We start from the raw sequence: 14,325 nt of genomic DNA on the forward strand, positions 1-14,325 counted from the left end.
AACGGGCGGTACGACGGTCCTGGCGCGCGCGGCCCTTGGGGCGCCGCGCTCCGGTGGAGGGCTGGGCCGAACGGGTGTTTCCTGGCCTGGGAGCGTCGCCGGGCGCCCGCGGTGGCCCCGGCGGCCGGTGAGGGGAACAAAGGGGAACACGTGGGCCCCGGTCGTGGGACCGGGGCCCGCGCGTACACCGGGGTGAGCGGCTAGCGGATACGGTGTCCGGCCGCGTCCTCGTGTGTGTAGAACCGGTAGAACATCAAGATGAACGTCACCAGCGCGACCGCTACCGACATGCCGATGGACCGGATGATCGCCTCGCCGGTCTGGCTGTACAGGAAGCCGAAGGCGATACCCATGAACGCCGTCCACACCACCGCGTGCAGTTCGCGCGGCAGCCGTGGGGAGTAGGTCAGCACGGCGAACAGCACCACCGCGAAGACGAACGCCGTCACGAAGCCGAACAGCAGGTTCCAGCCGGTGATGGGCCCGCCGCTGCGACGGTTGGCCGCGGCCCAGTCGCCGTAGATCAGCCCGGTCACGATCGGTATCGCCACCCGGGCCCTGGCGTGCATCCGTGCGCTGAACACGTCGGGCGTACGGCCGCTCCGGGGCATCCCGCCGGACGTGGGTGCCGCTTGAGCCATGAGCGTGCTCCTCTCTCCTCACCCCGCACCTTCCAGGGCACACCTGCGGGTACCCCCTGGCAAGTCGGTCAGCACATCCCGTACGACATGCGATGTGTCCCCGCCCGTGCTTCCCTGACTCTCGTGACCGACCACCAGGCGCAGCGGCGGCGGAAGGAGCTGCTGCGGGCCCGGGGGCGGAGCATCTCCTGGGCGGCGCCGCTGTTGCTGCTCGCCGGGATCACGGCGGTCGACCTGAACACCACGGAGCGGTTCCGGATCGTCTCCTGGATCGTCCTGGTCCCCGGTATCGCGGCGGCGCTCTGCGGGGTCTGGACGACGGCGGTCTTCGCGGCGCTGTCGCTCCTCGACTACGTCGCCGTGGACCGGGCCTGGCCACGCGAGTACCAGGCCACGCTGCCCGACTTCATACTGGTCGCCTTCGCGGGGCTGCTGGCCCTTCTCGCGTGCGTGGTCCGCAGGAACGGCGAACGGCGGATGCTGCACATGCGGGACATCGCCGAGACGACCCGGCGTACCGTGCTGCGGCCGCTGCCGCAGGGGTGGGCCGGGCTGGACCATGCGGCGGTGTATCTGGCCGCCGACACCCAGGCCCGGGTGGGCGGCGACTTCTACGACATCCAGCCGGGACCGCACGGCACACGGGTGCTGGTCGGGGACGTCCAGGGCAAGGGGCTGGGAGCGGTGGAGACGGCGGCGGCGCTGCTGGGGACGTTCCGGGAGGCGGGGTACCACGAACGGGACCTGGCGACGGTGGCCGACCGGCTGGAGACTCGGATGATCCGGCACCGGGGCCACACGGTGGCGCTGGGCCGGGATGACGGCGACCGCTTCGCGACGGCGGTGCTGCTGGGCTTCCCGCCGGACGCCCCGGACGTCGTGGAACTCATCAACTTCGGCCACGAGCCGCCGCTGGCGGTGGGGCCGACGGGGGTGGTACGACCGCTGCCCCCGGGCGGCGGACTCCCCCTCGGCATGACCGACCTGACGACGACCGGCCCGCCACCGGCCCGTACCGTCACCCTCGCCGCCGACGAGACCCTCCTCATCACCACGGACGGCGTGACCGAGGCGAGAGACGCCGACGGCGACTTCTACCGCCTCCCCGAGGAGGCCGCCCACGCCCCCACCTCCGACCCGGCCCCCCTCGTCGCCCACATCCGCGACGGCGTACTCCGCCACACCCACGGCCGCCTCTCCGACGACACCACAATCTTCGCGGTACGCCGCACCGCAACTCCCTAGGGACCGCGCAGAGCGACCCCGGCTACCGGCAGTTCAACACCACCGAGCCCCAACGCCGTGGCTGAGCGCCGCCGCGACGGAGAGTGATGGCGGCGAAAGGGGGGTGCGGTGGAGAGGTGGGCGGTGGGGGTGCGATGGAGAGGTGGGCGATGGCGGGTGCGGTGGAGAGGTGGGCGGTGGGGGGTGCGGTGGAGAGGTGGGCGGTGGGGGGGTGCGGTGGAGGGGGTTGCGGTGGAGCGGGGTTGCGGTGGAGCGGGGTTGCGGTGGAGGGGGTTTTGGCGGGTAGGGGGGACGGCGGAGAGTGATAGGGGCGGTGAGATGGCAGCATGCCGGACCGCAACTCCCTAGGGGCGCGGGGAACTGCGCGACCAGCCACGATGGTGCTGCACTCCGCAACGGGTCGGCGGACCGATGGCGGGTGGCCGGCGGTTGGGCACCGCCGGACCGCAACGCCGTGGCTGAGCGCCGTCGCGGCGGGAAGGGGGTGGCGGCGGGGAGGGGGTGCCGGCGGCGGAGAGTGGCGGCAGAGAGGGGATGGTGGTGAGAAGGAAGGGTCGGGTGTCAAGGGGAGTGGGGGCAGAGGGGGTGGGGCCGGTGGACGCCTGGGGTGGGCGTACCGGTCGTTACCCGGCCCAAAGCTCCTTCGTGGGCCCCGCTTTGCAAGCGCAGCGGTTACCGTGCTGGGCGTAAGTGAAACCGGGGAACAAAGGGGGAGGGCCCGATGCCCGGAACCGTGCTGCTGCTCGCGGCCTCGCCGACCGGCAAAGGTCGTCTGGTGGACGCGGCCTCCGTGCTCCCCGTGCTCGCGGCCGTGCCCCCGGCGATACTCTCCGGCACCGAGACCGCCAACGTCGTCGAACTCGCCGACCCCCTGGAGCCGCAGGCCGTGCTGACACGGCTGCGGGCCGCCGCGGCCGCGCCCGGTCCGCTGACCGTGTTCGTCGCGGGCCAGCTGCACCTGGACCGCAAGCAGCGGCTGCCGCATCTCGCGCTGGCCCGGACCACGCCCGCCACCGTCCGGTACACCGGCCTGCCCTGGCACTGGGTCCGGGAGGAGCTGCGGTTGCGGCCGGCCGGGGCGACGACCCTGGTGCTCGATCTGCACGCGGATCCGGAGACCTGGGAGCAGTTGCGCACCGTGCCGCTCGACTCCGGGCGGAACAACGCCGTGCACGGGCGGATCGCCCCGCCGCCCGCCCGGCGGGAGGTCGGCGCACCGTCGTACATGAAGGCCGTGGCGACCTTGCTCAGGAGCGGGCACCGGCCGGCGATGGCGGAGCTGCACCGGCAGGTGCTCGCGCGGCTAGGGGCGGACGTCGCCGCCGACATGCTGCTCAGCACGCACACGCAGGACAGCGGGGATCCCCATGACGCCATCAGCGCGGCCGTGCGGGACGGGCGGTACGCCGAGGCGGACGTGCTCGCCGCCCGCTGGGAGGAGGCGGCCGCGCGGGCGCACGGGCCGGCCTGCGAGGACGCCCTGCACTGGTCCGAGGTACGGGCCGACCTGGCGATGTTCGCGGGCGACGCGGCGCGCAGCTGCCGTACCTGGCTGACCGTGGCGCACGCCCGGCTGGCCGCGGGGCAGCCGGCCGACGCCCCGGCCGTCGAGGCGGCCGTGGACCGCGCCCACCACCAGTGGGGCGCCATCAAGGACACGGCGCGGGCCCGTGAACTCGGGCCCGCGCTGGCGGAGTTGAGACTGAGGGTGCCGGGTCGCCGGGAGGGCGCGCTGGAGAACGTCCAGCAGCACCTGCGGCAGCTTCAGACGAACTAGAGGTTCGGCCCGGGGCCCGGATCCGGTGCCCGGGTCAGGCGTACGGGTCGAACGTGATCGCGCTCGGCTTGGCCTTGTTGAGGTGGTCGTCGAACTTGGCGTCCTGGAGCGGGAAGTTCGCGTCGCCCCAGTCGGAGGCGTTCAGGATGTCGCGCAGGTTGGACGCCATGTTGTCCCAGGTCAGCAGGTTCTCCTGGTGCCAGGCGGCGTCGTCGTTCTCCGGGGTCTCGCCCCACTTGGCGAACCGGAAGTCGTGGGTGCTCAGGCCGTCCTTCTGGTAGACGACCTGGACGCGCTGGCTGCTCATCGGCACGTCGGCGACGGCCTCGGTCTCGAAGTCGCCGTGCTGGGAGGCGGACAGGTACGACGGGTAGTCCGCGCCCTGCTGGACCCAGACGACGATGCACTCCCAGTCGTGGCGGTGGCCGATGCCCGGGGAGGCCTCGTCCTTCTCGAAGTAGCTCGCGTAGATGATTCCGCACCAGCCGTTGTTGCACTTCGCCCGCGAGTAGGTGTTGGCGTGGTCGAGGTGGCCGGTGCGGCAGCTGCCGGTGACGGAGCCGGTCGGCTTCAGGCCGCCGTTGAGGTTGCCGCTCGGGTCGATGGCGGCGGCGGGGTAGCAGGCGTCCGTGTCGTAGTCGTACAGCGGCTCGAAGAACTTCTGGAACGTGGTCGCGTTCTCGGGGAGGTTCTGCAGCACGCTCGCGGAGGCGCTGAAGGGGAGGGCGAGGGTGAGCGCGGCGGCGCTGCCCACGACGGCGGCGGCTCGGCCGAGGCGGCGGGTCCTGGTTCGGGACATCGGGGGCTCCAGTCGACAGTGCACACGACAATCGCCCCGGACATGACATCCGGGGGTGTGGAGACAGAGCCTGGCGCCTGTTGAGCGTTCAATGGAAGGGCTTTCCGTGAAACTCGCGACGGCTTTTCGCGGAACTGATCAACGACGGTCCGCTGCGGCCGCCCTCCGGATGCCTGTGTCCGCAGGTGGCGGACCGTTCGAGGACACCCGTCCGTCACCTGGGGTCAACCCTCCTGTTCTCCGCTGACCCGTATGGTCGTCGCTCCTGATACCGCTTTCACCGGGTGTACGGAGGTACGACGGTATGGGGCGTCCCGCGAGACCGCTCGACCCGACCTCCGGTCCGGTGCAGCGGTTCGCCCACGAGCTGCGCCGGACGGCGGGCGGCCCCTCGTACCGGACGATGGCGAGTCGGACGACAAGGTGGTCCAGGTGGCCCGGTCCATCACGGCGAAACTGCCTACCGGCAAGTGAACCGGCTGTCATCCTGTGACCCGACGGGTGTCCTGCTCGCCGACGGGATCACGGGCCAGTCCCTAGTGACCGACGGCGTGCTGTGCCGTGGCCGGAGCCGGGGAACCGGGGGAGCCGTCCGTCGCCCGTGCCGGGCCGGCGTTGGCGGCTGTGATCAGCGCCCCCACGGCGATCACCGCTGCCACGACACTGCGGGCGGTGGGGGTCCCCCCGAGGGAGCGGATCCGGGACCGGCGGAGCGCGGTGGGGCGTGCGGATGTGCGTCCGGGCACGGCGACCTCGCAACAACAGGGGCGGGTTAAGCACGTTTAATTCGCGGTTTAACCTAGGGGTGTCAGAGCGCAACGGCAAGGGGTACTGGGGGAGTTGGGGGGAATGGCAGGATGCAGGAACGGGACGATCCGGAGACCATAGGGCGGCGGGTGCAGCAACTGCGCACCGGACGTGGTCTGACCCAGCGGCAGTTGGCCGAACCGGCCTACACGCCGGCGTACATCTCCACGCTGGAGGCCGGGCGGGTGCGGGCCTCCGACGAGGCGCTGCGGCACATCGCGGGCCGGCTCGGCGTCGGCTTCGAGGAGCTGGCCAGCGGGCGCCCCGCCCACCTCGCCACCGACCTGAGGCTGCGGCTCACCGAGGCCCAGCGCACCCTGGCCACCGGCGCGGCCGAGGCGGCCGCCGCCCAGTACGCGGCCCTCTTCGAGGAGGCGGAGGCGCACGGGCTCGCGGTCGAGCAGGCGACCGCGCTGCTCGGGATGGGCGAATGCGCCCTGGACACCGGCGAGCTGGGGCAGGCCAGGGAGTACTTCGAGCGGGCCGAGCTGTGGACGGCCGAGGAGCCGCTGCCGGTGCGGGTACCAGCGATCCGCGGCCGGGCGGTCAGCCACTACCTCGCGGGTGAGCTTCGTTATGCCGTCTACCTCCTTGAGTCCACGCTCGACGAACTGAACCGCAGCGGCCTGCACGACCCCGACGCGCTGCTGCTGCTGTACGCCTCCGCCATCGGCCCGTACATGGACATGGGCGCCCACGCCCGCGCCGCCCAGGCCGCCGAACTCGCCCTCGCCCTCGCCCCGCAGGCCGGCGACCCCGCGCTGATCGCCCGGATGCACCGCTCCGTCGCCCGCACCCTGCTCGCCGAGGGCCGGGTCGCCGAGGCCGACGCCTCCCTGGCCAAGGCCGCCGAGCTGTACCGCCAGCTCCAGCTCCGTACCGAACTCGCCAACTGCCACTGGATGCGCGGCTACGTCTACGCCCAGAACGGCGAACTGGAGCGTGCGGAAGGGGAGTTGCGGGACGCCCTCGCGATGCTGTCCGAGACCCGCGCCGCCCTGTACCGCAGTCAGGCGGCGGTCGAACTGGCCGACGTCCTGCACCGCCGCGGCAAGTCCGACGAGGCCGCCGAGCTGCTGCACGACGTGCTCGGCGACTTCAGCTCCGAGCGCGGCGCGGTCCACTCGGCCGCCGCGCACCGCCTCCTCGGCATCATCGCCGAGGACGCCCGGGACACGGAGGCGGCGGAGGAGCACTACGTACGGGCGCTGAGCCTGCTGGAACGGGCGGGCGCGGCGGGTGACCTGGCGGACCTGTGCCGCCTGCTGGGCGACCTGCTGCGCCGCACCGGCCGGGTGGAGGCGGCACTGGACGCGTACCGCACCGGCCTCGGCCACCGTACGGCCCCGGGCACCACGACCCTGGGACCGGCACCGGCCCAGCCACCGCTGTAGCGAGGGCCGCCCCCGCGCCGGACCTCGCGGGGGTGGCACACACCGGCACCTGGCACCCCAAGGGCACACTCGGCTCGGACGCGGCGTGGCCGCCGGTGCTGGACGCGAGGTCGGCGAGGACGGTGCAGCAGCCGTCCGACCCGTACGAGACCCCGTGACCCGTTCTAGGCCTGCGCGCGCCCCTGTTCCCGTACCTGGGCGAGGCGGCGGACGCCGATGTCGAGGGCCTGCTCGGTGGTGTCGTCGGGGAGGGTGCCCAGGGCGCCGGCGGTCAGGACGATCGCGTCGTCGCCGACGCGGACGACGGCGACGTCGAGGGTCAGGATGGTGGGGTCGTCGGCGGCGGAGGGCTGCGCGGTGAGGGTGATCCGCAGCCCCTGCCGCGCGTCGCCGAAGTCCCGCAGCCCGGCGTCGGCGACCCGCACGGCCGCGGTGCCGGCCGCGGTCGTCTGCGCGGTGAACTGCGCGCAGATCCGGGGCAGGGCCCGCAGCCAGGCCAGGGTCCGGTCGACGTCGGCGGAGTGGCTCGCGTCGACCTGGTAGCGGAGCTGGGCCGCGTCGTCGCCGTCGTCGAGGGCGGTGGCGGCCTGCGGGCCGGCCGGGGCGCCGAGCAGTTCGTCGGTGTAGAGGGCCTCAAGGAGACGCTGGCAGTCCGGCTGTCCGGTGGCCGCCTTGAGCAGCCCGTCGTGCCAGGTGGCGGTGCCGTCGGTCGCCGTCCACGGCACGCCCAGGTCGCTCTCGCCGATCAGTGCGGCCTGCGCCTGCTCGACGGTGAGCGCCGGGGTGCCGGCCGCGGCGCCGGGGCTGGCCGGGGCGGCCCGTTCGGCGGTGGTCGCGTTGCCGGCCGGGGCGGAGGCGGGAGCGTCGGCCTGCGGCGGCTCGGTGGCCGTACAGGCGCCGGCGGCGAGGAGGCCGGCCACGACAAGGCCGCAGGCGGTGACTCTCATGACGGGGCCTCCCCGGGAACCAGGAACAGCGGAACGCGTGCTCCCACGCCACCATCCCTCGCCCCCGCCCACCACCGCTCCGGTCCGTCCGGGTGAGGGGGGTCCGCCGGTCGGCCGCCGAACGAGGCTCGGACCGGCCGCCGGGGAGGTTCACCACGCCCGTGCCAGGTGAGGGTGGTCGCCGCCTGGTGGAGTTCGGTGAGGCCGTGGCGGGCCAGGGTGGGGAAGGGCTGGTCGTTCGCGGGGGCGATCCACTGGGTGAAGGCCGTGGCGAACGCGCGGACGCCCAGGCCGGCGGCGAGGCTCGCGGCCGGGTCGGGCACCCCGCGCTGCCGGAGGGCGCCGGTCAGGGCCGCGGCGAGGGTGAACTCCTTGAACGCGGAGCGCTCCCGCAGTTCGGCGTGGCCGGCGACGACACTCCGGAAGCGGGGGCCGAACTCCCGCTGCTCGGATGGCCGCCGGGGACATGGCCGGGGCGGCGGCGACCGACCTGACCGCGGCGCGGGCGTTCGGCGAGGCGCTCGCCGGGACCGGCAAGGCGCTCCTGGGCGTCGGCATGGGGCACGGCGACGGCAACGAGCATCCCGGCGCGGCGTACGGCGCCAATCCGCGGTCGGCCACGGGGCGGCTGTTCGGCGAGTTCGCCGAGCAGGGGGTACGGACCGTGCTCGTCGGGATGCCGCCGGTCGTGCACAGCGCGCGGGACCGGAGCGGGTTCCTGCCGATGCTGATCCGGATCGCCCGGGCCACGGGGGTCTCCGGCCATGTCGGGGACGGCGCGAACCAGTGGTCCGCCGTGCACACGCTGGACCTCGCGCGGCTCTACCGGCCGGCGCTGGAGAAGGCGCCGCCGGGGAGCCGTGTGCAGGCACCGGTGCGCGGCCTTGTGGGCGGCTGCCGTGCCGTCGGCCACAAGGCCCCGTCCGGTGAGGGGTGCACGCCGGCGATTAGAGTCGGGGCCGACGGAAGGAGCCCCCGTGGCCGGTCAGCGCATCCCCGTGATTGTCGACTGCGACACCGGTGTCGACGACGCCCTCGCCCTGCTGTTCGCCGTTCGCCATCCGGGGCTGGAGTTGCGGGCGGTGACCTGTGTCGCCGGGAACACGGACGTGGACGGGGTGGTCCGGAACACCCTGACCGTGCTGGAGCGGGCCGGGGCCGGGGACGTTCCCGTCGCCCGGGGTGCCGAGCGGCCGTTGATCGAGCCGGCGCGGTCGGCGCGGCATGTGCACGGGACGGACGGGATGGGGGACCTCGGGCTGCCCGCGCCCACCCGGCGCCCCGCCGACGTCGACGCCGTCACCCTGCTGCGCGGCGAGATCCTCCGCTCGCCCCGCCCGGTCACCCTCGTCCCCACCGCCCCGCTCACCAACATCGCCCTGCTGCTGCGCACCCACCCGGAGGTGACCCGGAACATCGAGCGGATCGTGTTCATGGGGGGCGCGGTCGCCACCGGGAACGCCACCCCGGTCGCCGAGTTCAACGTCTGGCACGACCCCGAGGCGGCCGCCGTCCTGCTCACCGCCGACGTGCCGATCACGATGTACGGCCTGGACGTCTTCCAGCGGGTCGTGGTGCCAGGGGAAGAGGTACGACGGCTGCGCGCGAGCGCGGAACCGGGGGCCCGGCTCGCCGGGGAACTGCTCGCACACCGGCCGGCCACCCCCGGCTCGGACGCGGAAGCCGAGGCCGCCGGCGGCCTCGGCGACGCGGGCGCGGTGTGCGCCGTGGCCGATCCGGCCGGTCTGACCACCCGGCTCCTTCCGGTCGAGGTCTCCCTCGCCCCCGGGCCGACCCGGGGCCAGACCGTCGTCGACCGCCGCCCCCGCCCCGGCGAGGCCGAGATCCACGGCGGTGCCCGCGAACAGGCCATGGTGGACGTGGGGTTGGACGTCGACGTGGCACGGTACGTGAAGCTGTACCTGGAGACCGTCACGGGCGGGCGGCCCCAAGCCAACTGAAAACACCCTTGTCCGGATCGAATGGGACGGGTGACTCTCATGGGGCGATCCCGTGGTCATCGCCGTGACCACCACCCCCGATGACCGACCACCATCGGAGAGAACCCCCCATGTTGCGCGTGCACTTCACGCCCGACGACATCGCGCGGGTGCGCGTCGCCGCCGGGCCGGACCATCTCTGGGAGATCGTCAACAGCTTCCAGGGCCTGTTCGACGGCGGCGACGCCCCGACCTTCGGGCAGTGGCGGCACCTGGTGCGGCCCCGTCTCGGCGGACCGGCGGACCGGCTGCTCGCCGGACTGCTGCCCGGGCGCGGCTACCTGCCCGACTTCCTCACCCCCGCCCCGGGCACCGGCCGCGAACTGGCCGCCGCCCTCGACACCGTGCTCGGCACGCCCCGTACCGCCCTGCGCCGCGACCTCACGCTGCTCGCCGCCTCCCCCCAGCGGCGCCGCCCGTTACCGGACCTGGCCCGGTCGCTCGCCGACGGCGAACCCGAGGCCCTGCGCCGGCTGGGCACCGCCCTGCACGGCCACCACCGGCGGGCCCTCGCCCCGTTCTGGCCGCAGATCCGCGCCCAGATCGACGCCGACCGGGCCGCCCGCGCCCGCGCCGTCCTGGCGGGCGGTACCGACGGGCTGCTGGCGAGCTTCGGTCCCGTGCTGCGCTGGCGCCCGCCGGTGCTGGAGGCCGACTACCCCGTCGACCGTGAAGTCCGCCTGAACGGGCGAGGGGTGGTGCTGCAGCCCTCCTTCTTCTGCACCCGCAGACCCGTCACCCTGGCCTTCCCCGCGCCCGACTGGACGCCGGTGGTGGTCTACCCGATCGAGCACACCCCGGACTGGGCGGGCGCAGGGAACCCGCGCGGTACGGAGCTGGGCGCGCTGCTCGGCAGGACCCGCGCCGCGATCCTGGAGGACGTCGTCACCGGCCGGACCACCGGCGAGCTCGCCGCGCGGTTCGGCATCTCCGGCGCCGCCGCCAGCCAGCACACCGCCGTACTGCGCCGGGCGGGGCTGCTGCTCAGCGTCCGGCACAGCAAGTACGTCGTCCACACCATCACCCCGGCCGGTATCACCCTGCTCGAAGCCCGGCCCCGGCCGCCCGGCGCGCCGGGCACCGGCCGACCCTGAAGCCACGGCTTAAACGTGTGGTGGGGCAACGGCGGCCGCGGACAGCCTGATGGTGTCCAAGTCGCCGTTTCTCACAGGGGGTTGAAGACAGAATGCGCGACAAACGATTCATCGCCGGGCTCATCGGCGCGCTGGCGGTGGCGCTGGCGGTGCTGTTCGTCACGGGTCCGGCCCAGGCCGCTCCGCGGCAGGCCACCGCCAAGGGCGCCCACACGCTGGTGCTGCCCGCGGCACCGGCCGGGGTGACGCCCAGGTCCGCCGCGGCGAACTCACCGACCACCTCGCCGGCCGCGAGCACGGTCGTCCACGTGGCCGCCGGCTCCACGGTCAGCTGCACCAGCGGCAGCCTCTGCACCGCGGCGTGGGACCCCACGACGGGTGACTGGAAGGTCTTCTTCCTCTACAACTGCGCCCGGTACTCGCTGTCGTACTGGAACGGCGGCGGCTACTACGTCGACTCGCAGACCGGCGGGGTCACCTCGTACTTCTACGGGCAGAGCGGCAACGTGCTCAAGCAGTTCACGCCGGACAACACCGTGTACAGCTACGACTGGACGCCGGTCTGGTCCATCCGCAACTGCTGACCCACGGGGAACGCGCGTACGCCCCGGCCGTCCACGACGGCCGGGGCGTACGTCTGCGCTCGAAGCGACCCGAGGAGACCCGAAGGGATCAGGCGCGGGTCGCCTTGCGGCGCCGGGTCGCGACGACGATCGCGCCGCCGCCGGCCAGCAGCAGGGCCGCGCCGCCGGCGATGTAACCGGTGCTGGAGCTGGCGCCGGTGTGGGCGAGGTCGCCGCCACCACCGGAGTCGGTGCTGGGGGCCGACGCCGGGGAGGTCGTCGAGTCGGACGGGGAGGGAGACGCGCTGGCCGTGCCGGTCGCCGAGCTCTCCGAGGGCGCCGGGGCGGTGGTCTCCGCGGCCGGCGGGGTGGACGGCTGGGCCGGGGTCGACTCCGACTCCGAGGCGGAGGGAGACGGGGACGGCGAGGACGACTCGGTGGTCGAGCAGTCCTTCGTACCGCCGTTCCAGGAGGCGATCAGCTTGTCCTTGATGACCGCGTGGTCCGGGCCGGCCGGCAGGTCACCGTGGTCGAAGCCGTCGTTCGCGTCCGTCTTCCCGTCGAACTTCGTCGCGCCCCGGTAGAGGTCGATCTGCGCGAAGCAGCCGGCGTCCGGGACCGCGATGTCGAGGGAGTCGGTCTGGCCCTGCTTGACCGTCACCGAGTCGAAGTCGACGAAGATCTGCTGCCCCGAGGTGGCGAAGGTGGGGCCGTGGGCGATGTAGGAGGCGAGCGAGGCGGTGCAGGAGGCGGCGTCGGCGGCGGCGCGGACCTTGAGGTGGACCTTGCCGTCGTCGGTGACCTTCAGGTTCTGGTCGTCGACCTTCACCGAGTCGAAGAAGTTCGAGCCGTCGATCGAGAACTGGCACTTGTCGGTGCCGGTCTCCGTGCCGGCGCCGGTGCCGGGGCTGTAGTGGCCGCCCGACTTCCAGCCGTCACCGCCGGAAGCGCCGTGCGCCCAGGCGCCGGACGCGCCGGCGACGGAGGCGGCGCACAGGGCGAACGACGCGACGCCCGTCCCCAGCAGGCGACGCGCGGTGACATGTCTGGCTATGGACATGGATATCCCATCCGTGGGGTGCTCATCTCTCGCCGGCCCGGCGCCGCTCGTCGTGAGAAGCGGACGGGCGGCGGGCGGGCGGCGGAAGGGCAGTGGAAAGCGAAGAGACACCGGGCTCATTGGTCACATGCGCCACAGTGTGCGGCCCATGGTGGTTGGCCTTGCCGAACCCTGTCAACCTGCGGCGGATCAAGGGCTGTTCGGGCGCCATCACAACTCCCTCACACAGGGAACGATCCGCTCCGGCCGGTGTGAAGTTTCGCTTTCTCGGCAATATGGACAGACTTCCCTTCGGTGTCTCTCCGTCCGATCGGTGTGTGTCCCGTCCGAAAGCCCGAAAGGAACGCGCGTGGTCGACCTCTCCTCCAGGAACCCCGACTGGTGGCGTCAGGCCGTGATCTACCAGGTGTACCCGCGCAGCTTCGCCGACGCGGACGGTGACGGCCTCGGCGACCTCAGGGGCGTCACCGAGCGGCTGTCCCATCTGGGCGCGCTCGGCGTGGACGCCCTGTGGCTGAGCCCGTTCTACCCGTCCGAGCTCGCCGACGGCGGCTACGACGTCGCCGACCACCGGGACGTCGACCCGCGCCTGGGCACCCTGGACGACTTCGACGCGATGGTCGCCGAGGCGCACCGGCTGGGCCTGAAGGTGATCGTCGACATCGTCCCGAACCACACCTCGCACCTGCATCCGTGGTTCCGGGAGGCGCTGCTGTCCGGCCCTGGCTCCGCGGCCCGGGAACGCTACGTCTTCCGGGCCGGCCGCGGCGCGCACGGCGAACTCCCGCCCTCCGACTGGCAGTCGGTGTTCGGCGGCAGCGCCTGGCGCCGGGTCCCGGACGGCGAGTGGTACCTGCACCTCTTCGCCCCCGAGCAGCCCGACCTGAACTGGGAGCACGAGGAGGTCCGTGCCGACTTCCGCACCACCCTGCGCTTCTGGTCCGACCGGGGCGTGGACGGCTTCCGCGTCGACGTGGCGCATGCCCTGGTGAAGGACCTCGCCGAACCGCTGCGGGACGTGGCGGAGTTCGGCCCGACCGGTGAGGAGGCGCTGGAGCGGGTACCGCCCGGCCACCACCCCTACTGGGACCGCGACGAGGTGCATGAGATCTACCGCGACTGGCGCAAGATCTTCGACACCTACAGCCCGCCCCGCACCGCCGTCGCCGAGGCCTGGGTACCGGACACCCGCCGGGCCCTGTACGCCCGCCCGGACGAACTCGGCCAGGCCTTCAACTTCGAGTACCTCCAGACCCCTTGGGACGCCGACGCGCTCCGCGAGGTCATCACCGGCTCGCTCGCCACCGCCCACGCGGCCGGCGCGTCCGCCACCTGGGTGCTCTCCAACCACGACGTCGTACGGCACGCCTCCCGGCTGACGCTGCCGCCGGGCACGGACGAGAACGCCTGGCTGCTGTCCGGCGGCCGCACCCCGCCCGTCGACGACTCCCACGGCCTGCGGCGCGCCCGCGCGGCCACCCTGCTCATGCTCGCGCTGCCCGGCTCGTCGTACGTCTACCAGGGTGAGGAACTCGGCCTGCCCGAGGCCGCCGACCTGCCCGTCTCGGTCCTCCAGGATCCGATCTGGGAACAGACCGGCCATGCCCGCAAGGGCCGCGACGGCTGCCGGGTGCCGCTGCCGTGGACGGCGGACGGTCCCTCGTACGGCTTCGGGCCGGGCGGTGCCTGGCTGCCGCAGCCGGAGTGGTTCGGGTCGTACGCCGTCGAGGCGCAGGCCGGTGCGGCCGGCTCCACCCTGGAGCTCTACCGCACCGCCCTGCGGCTGCGCCGCAAGCTGCTGGAGGGCGAGAGGCTGACCTGGGCCGAGGCGCCGGTGGGGGTGCTGCACTTCGCCCGGACGGAGGGCTGGCGGTGCGTCACGAACGTGTCGGACGCGCCGGTGCCGCTGCCGCCGGGCGAAGTACTGCTGGCAAGCGTGCCGTTGCCGCATGACGGCACGCTGCCGCCCGACACCACCGTGTGGCTGGGCGCCTGATG

Annotated in this window: 14 protein-coding genes; 9 read left to right on the forward strand and 5 right to left on the reverse strand. The window is 73.4% G+C overall.

Annotated features, from left to right (window positions below; translation table 11 throughout):
* Nucleotides 1-200: 200 nt before the first annotated feature.
* Nucleotides 201-641 (reverse strand): hypothetical protein, encoded by a 441-nt coding sequence (locus OHB00_RS26510; RefSeq protein ID WP_406438155.1) that lies wholly within the window; start codon nucleotides 639-641, stop codon nucleotides 201-203.
* 123 nt (nucleotides 642-764) lie between these two features.
* Between OHB00_RS26510 and OHB00_RS26515 the strand changes: the two genes are divergently transcribed.
* Together OHB00_RS26515 and OHB00_RS26520 are read left to right on the forward strand one after the other, a co-directional pair.
* The gene (locus OHB00_RS26515; RefSeq protein WP_406438157.1) at nucleotides 765-1,886 is read left to right on the forward strand and encodes a PP2C family protein-serine/threonine phosphatase; all 1,122 of its coding nucleotides are present in this window, start codon (nucleotides 765-767) and stop codon (nucleotides 1,884-1,886) included.
* Nucleotides 1,887-2,607: 721 nt separating this feature from the next.
* Nucleotides 2,608-3,663: a hypothetical protein gene (locus OHB00_RS26520; protein WP_406438159.1), complete on the forward strand. Its 1,056-nt coding sequence runs from the start codon at nucleotides 2,608-2,610 to the stop codon at nucleotides 3,661-3,663.
* A 34-nt stretch (nucleotides 3,664-3,697) separates the two neighbouring features.
* Here OHB00_RS26520 and OHB00_RS26525 read toward each other — a convergent pair whose 3' ends face one another.
* A complete protein-coding gene (locus OHB00_RS26525) occupies nucleotides 3,698-4,462 on the reverse strand; it encodes an NPP1 family protein (protein ID WP_406438161.1) in 765 nt (254 codons plus the stop codon).
* A gap of 536 nt (nucleotides 4,463-4,998) precedes the next feature.
* The gene (locus OHB00_RS26530) at nucleotides 4,999-5,208 is read right to left on the reverse strand and encodes a hypothetical protein (protein ID WP_406438162.1); all 210 of its coding nucleotides are present in this window, start codon (nucleotides 5,206-5,208) and stop codon (nucleotides 4,999-5,001) included.
* A gap of 111 nt (nucleotides 5,209-5,319) precedes the next feature.
* On the opposite strand from OHB00_RS26530, the gene OHB00_RS26535 reads away from it, so the two are divergent.
* Together OHB00_RS26535 and OHB00_RS26540 are read left to right on the forward strand one after the other, a co-directional pair.
* Nucleotides 5,320-6,663 carry a tetratricopeptide repeat protein gene (locus OHB00_RS26535; RefSeq protein ID WP_406438163.1) on the forward strand — a complete coding sequence of 448 codons (1,344 nt, stop codon included), beginning with the start codon at nucleotides 5,320-5,322 and terminating at the stop codon, nucleotides 6,661-6,663.
* 32 nt (nucleotides 6,664-6,695) lie between these two features.
* Nucleotides 6,696-6,821 (forward strand): hypothetical protein, encoded by a 126-nt coding sequence (locus OHB00_RS26540; protein WP_406438165.1) that lies wholly within the window; start codon nucleotides 6,696-6,698, stop codon nucleotides 6,819-6,821.
* A 6-nt stretch (nucleotides 6,822-6,827) separates the two neighbouring features.
* Here the strand turns inward: OHB00_RS26540 and OHB00_RS26545 are convergent, their stop codons facing one another.
* A complete protein-coding gene (locus OHB00_RS26545) occupies nucleotides 6,828-7,610 on the reverse strand; it encodes a hypothetical protein (protein ID WP_406438167.1) in 783 nt (260 codons plus the stop codon).
* A 188-nt stretch (nucleotides 7,611-7,798) separates the two neighbouring features.
* Between OHB00_RS26545 and OHB00_RS26550 the strand changes: the two genes are divergently transcribed.
* From OHB00_RS26550 to OHB00_RS26565, 4 genes are all read left to right on the forward strand, one after another.
* Nucleotides 7,799-8,104 (forward strand): hypothetical protein, encoded by a 306-nt coding sequence (locus OHB00_RS26550; RefSeq protein ID WP_406438169.1) that lies wholly within the window; start codon nucleotides 7,799-7,801, stop codon nucleotides 8,102-8,104.
* A gap of 483 nt (nucleotides 8,105-8,587) precedes the next feature.
* Nucleotides 8,588-9,571, forward strand: coding sequence for a nucleoside hydrolase (locus tag OHB00_RS26555; RefSeq protein WP_406438171.1), 984 nt, complete (start codon nucleotides 8,588-8,590; stop codon nucleotides 9,569-9,571).
* Nucleotides 9,572-9,681: 110 nt separating this feature from the next.
* A complete protein-coding gene (locus OHB00_RS26560; protein WP_406438172.1) occupies nucleotides 9,682-10,704 on the forward strand; it encodes an ArsR/SmtB family transcription factor in 1,023 nt (340 codons plus the stop codon).
* 92 nt (nucleotides 10,705-10,796) lie between these two features.
* Nucleotides 10,797-11,288 carry a hypothetical protein gene (locus tag OHB00_RS26565; RefSeq protein WP_406438173.1) on the forward strand — a complete coding sequence of 164 codons (492 nt, stop codon included), beginning with the start codon at nucleotides 10,797-10,799 and terminating at the stop codon, nucleotides 11,286-11,288.
* Nucleotides 11,289-11,376: 88 nt separating this feature from the next.
* Here the strand turns inward: OHB00_RS26565 and OHB00_RS26570 are convergent, their stop codons facing one another.
* On the reverse strand, nucleotides 11,377-12,327 hold the full coding sequence (locus OHB00_RS26570) for an LAETG motif-containing sortase-dependent surface protein (protein WP_406438174.1): 951 nt from the start codon (nucleotides 12,325-12,327) through the stop codon (nucleotides 11,377-11,379).
* A 349-nt stretch (nucleotides 12,328-12,676) separates the two neighbouring features.
* Here OHB00_RS26570 and OHB00_RS26575 point away from each other — a divergent pair, with 349 nt between their 5' ends.
* The gene (locus tag OHB00_RS26575; protein ID WP_406438176.1) at nucleotides 12,677-14,323 is read left to right on the forward strand and encodes a glycoside hydrolase family 13 protein; all 1,647 of its coding nucleotides are present in this window, start codon (nucleotides 12,677-12,679) and stop codon (nucleotides 14,321-14,323) included.
* Nucleotides 14,324-14,325: the final 2 nt, after the last annotated feature.

Origin of the sequence: Streptomyces sp. NBC_00631 (assembly GCF_045206895.1) — a bacterium.
Taxonomy (GTDB): domain Bacteria; phylum Actinomycetota; class Actinomycetes; order Streptomycetales; family Streptomycetaceae; genus Streptomyces.

Excerpts from the sequence above, each read along its gene's own strand:
- OHB00_RS26510 (WP_406438155.1), bottom strand. The coding sequence starts at position 641 with ATGGCTCAAGCGGCACCCACGTCCGGCGGGATGCCCCGGAGCGGCCGT.
- OHB00_RS26520 (WP_406438159.1), top strand. The coding sequence starts at position 2,608 with ATGCCCGGAACCGTGCTGCTGCTCGCGGCCTCGCCGACCGGCAAAGGT.
- OHB00_RS26525 (WP_406438161.1), bottom strand. The coding sequence starts at position 4,462 with ATGTCCCGAACCAGGACCCGCCGCCTCGGCCGAGCCGCCGCCGTCGTG.
- OHB00_RS26535 (WP_406438163.1), top strand. The coding sequence starts at position 5,320 with ATGCAGGAACGGGACGATCCGGAGACCATAGGGCGGCGGGTGCAGCAA.
- OHB00_RS26545 (WP_406438167.1), bottom strand. The coding sequence starts at position 7,610 with ATGAGAGTCACCGCCTGCGGCCTTGTCGTGGCCGGCCTCCTCGCCGCC.
- OHB00_RS26560 (WP_406438172.1), top strand. The coding sequence starts at position 9,682 with ATGTTGCGCGTGCACTTCACGCCCGACGACATCGCGCGGGTGCGCGTC.
- OHB00_RS26565 (WP_406438173.1), top strand. The coding sequence starts at position 10,797 with ATGCGCGACAAACGATTCATCGCCGGGCTCATCGGCGCGCTGGCGGTG.
- OHB00_RS26570 (WP_406438174.1), bottom strand. The coding sequence starts at position 12,327 with ATGTCCATAGCCAGACATGTCACCGCGCGTCGCCTGCTGGGGACGGGC.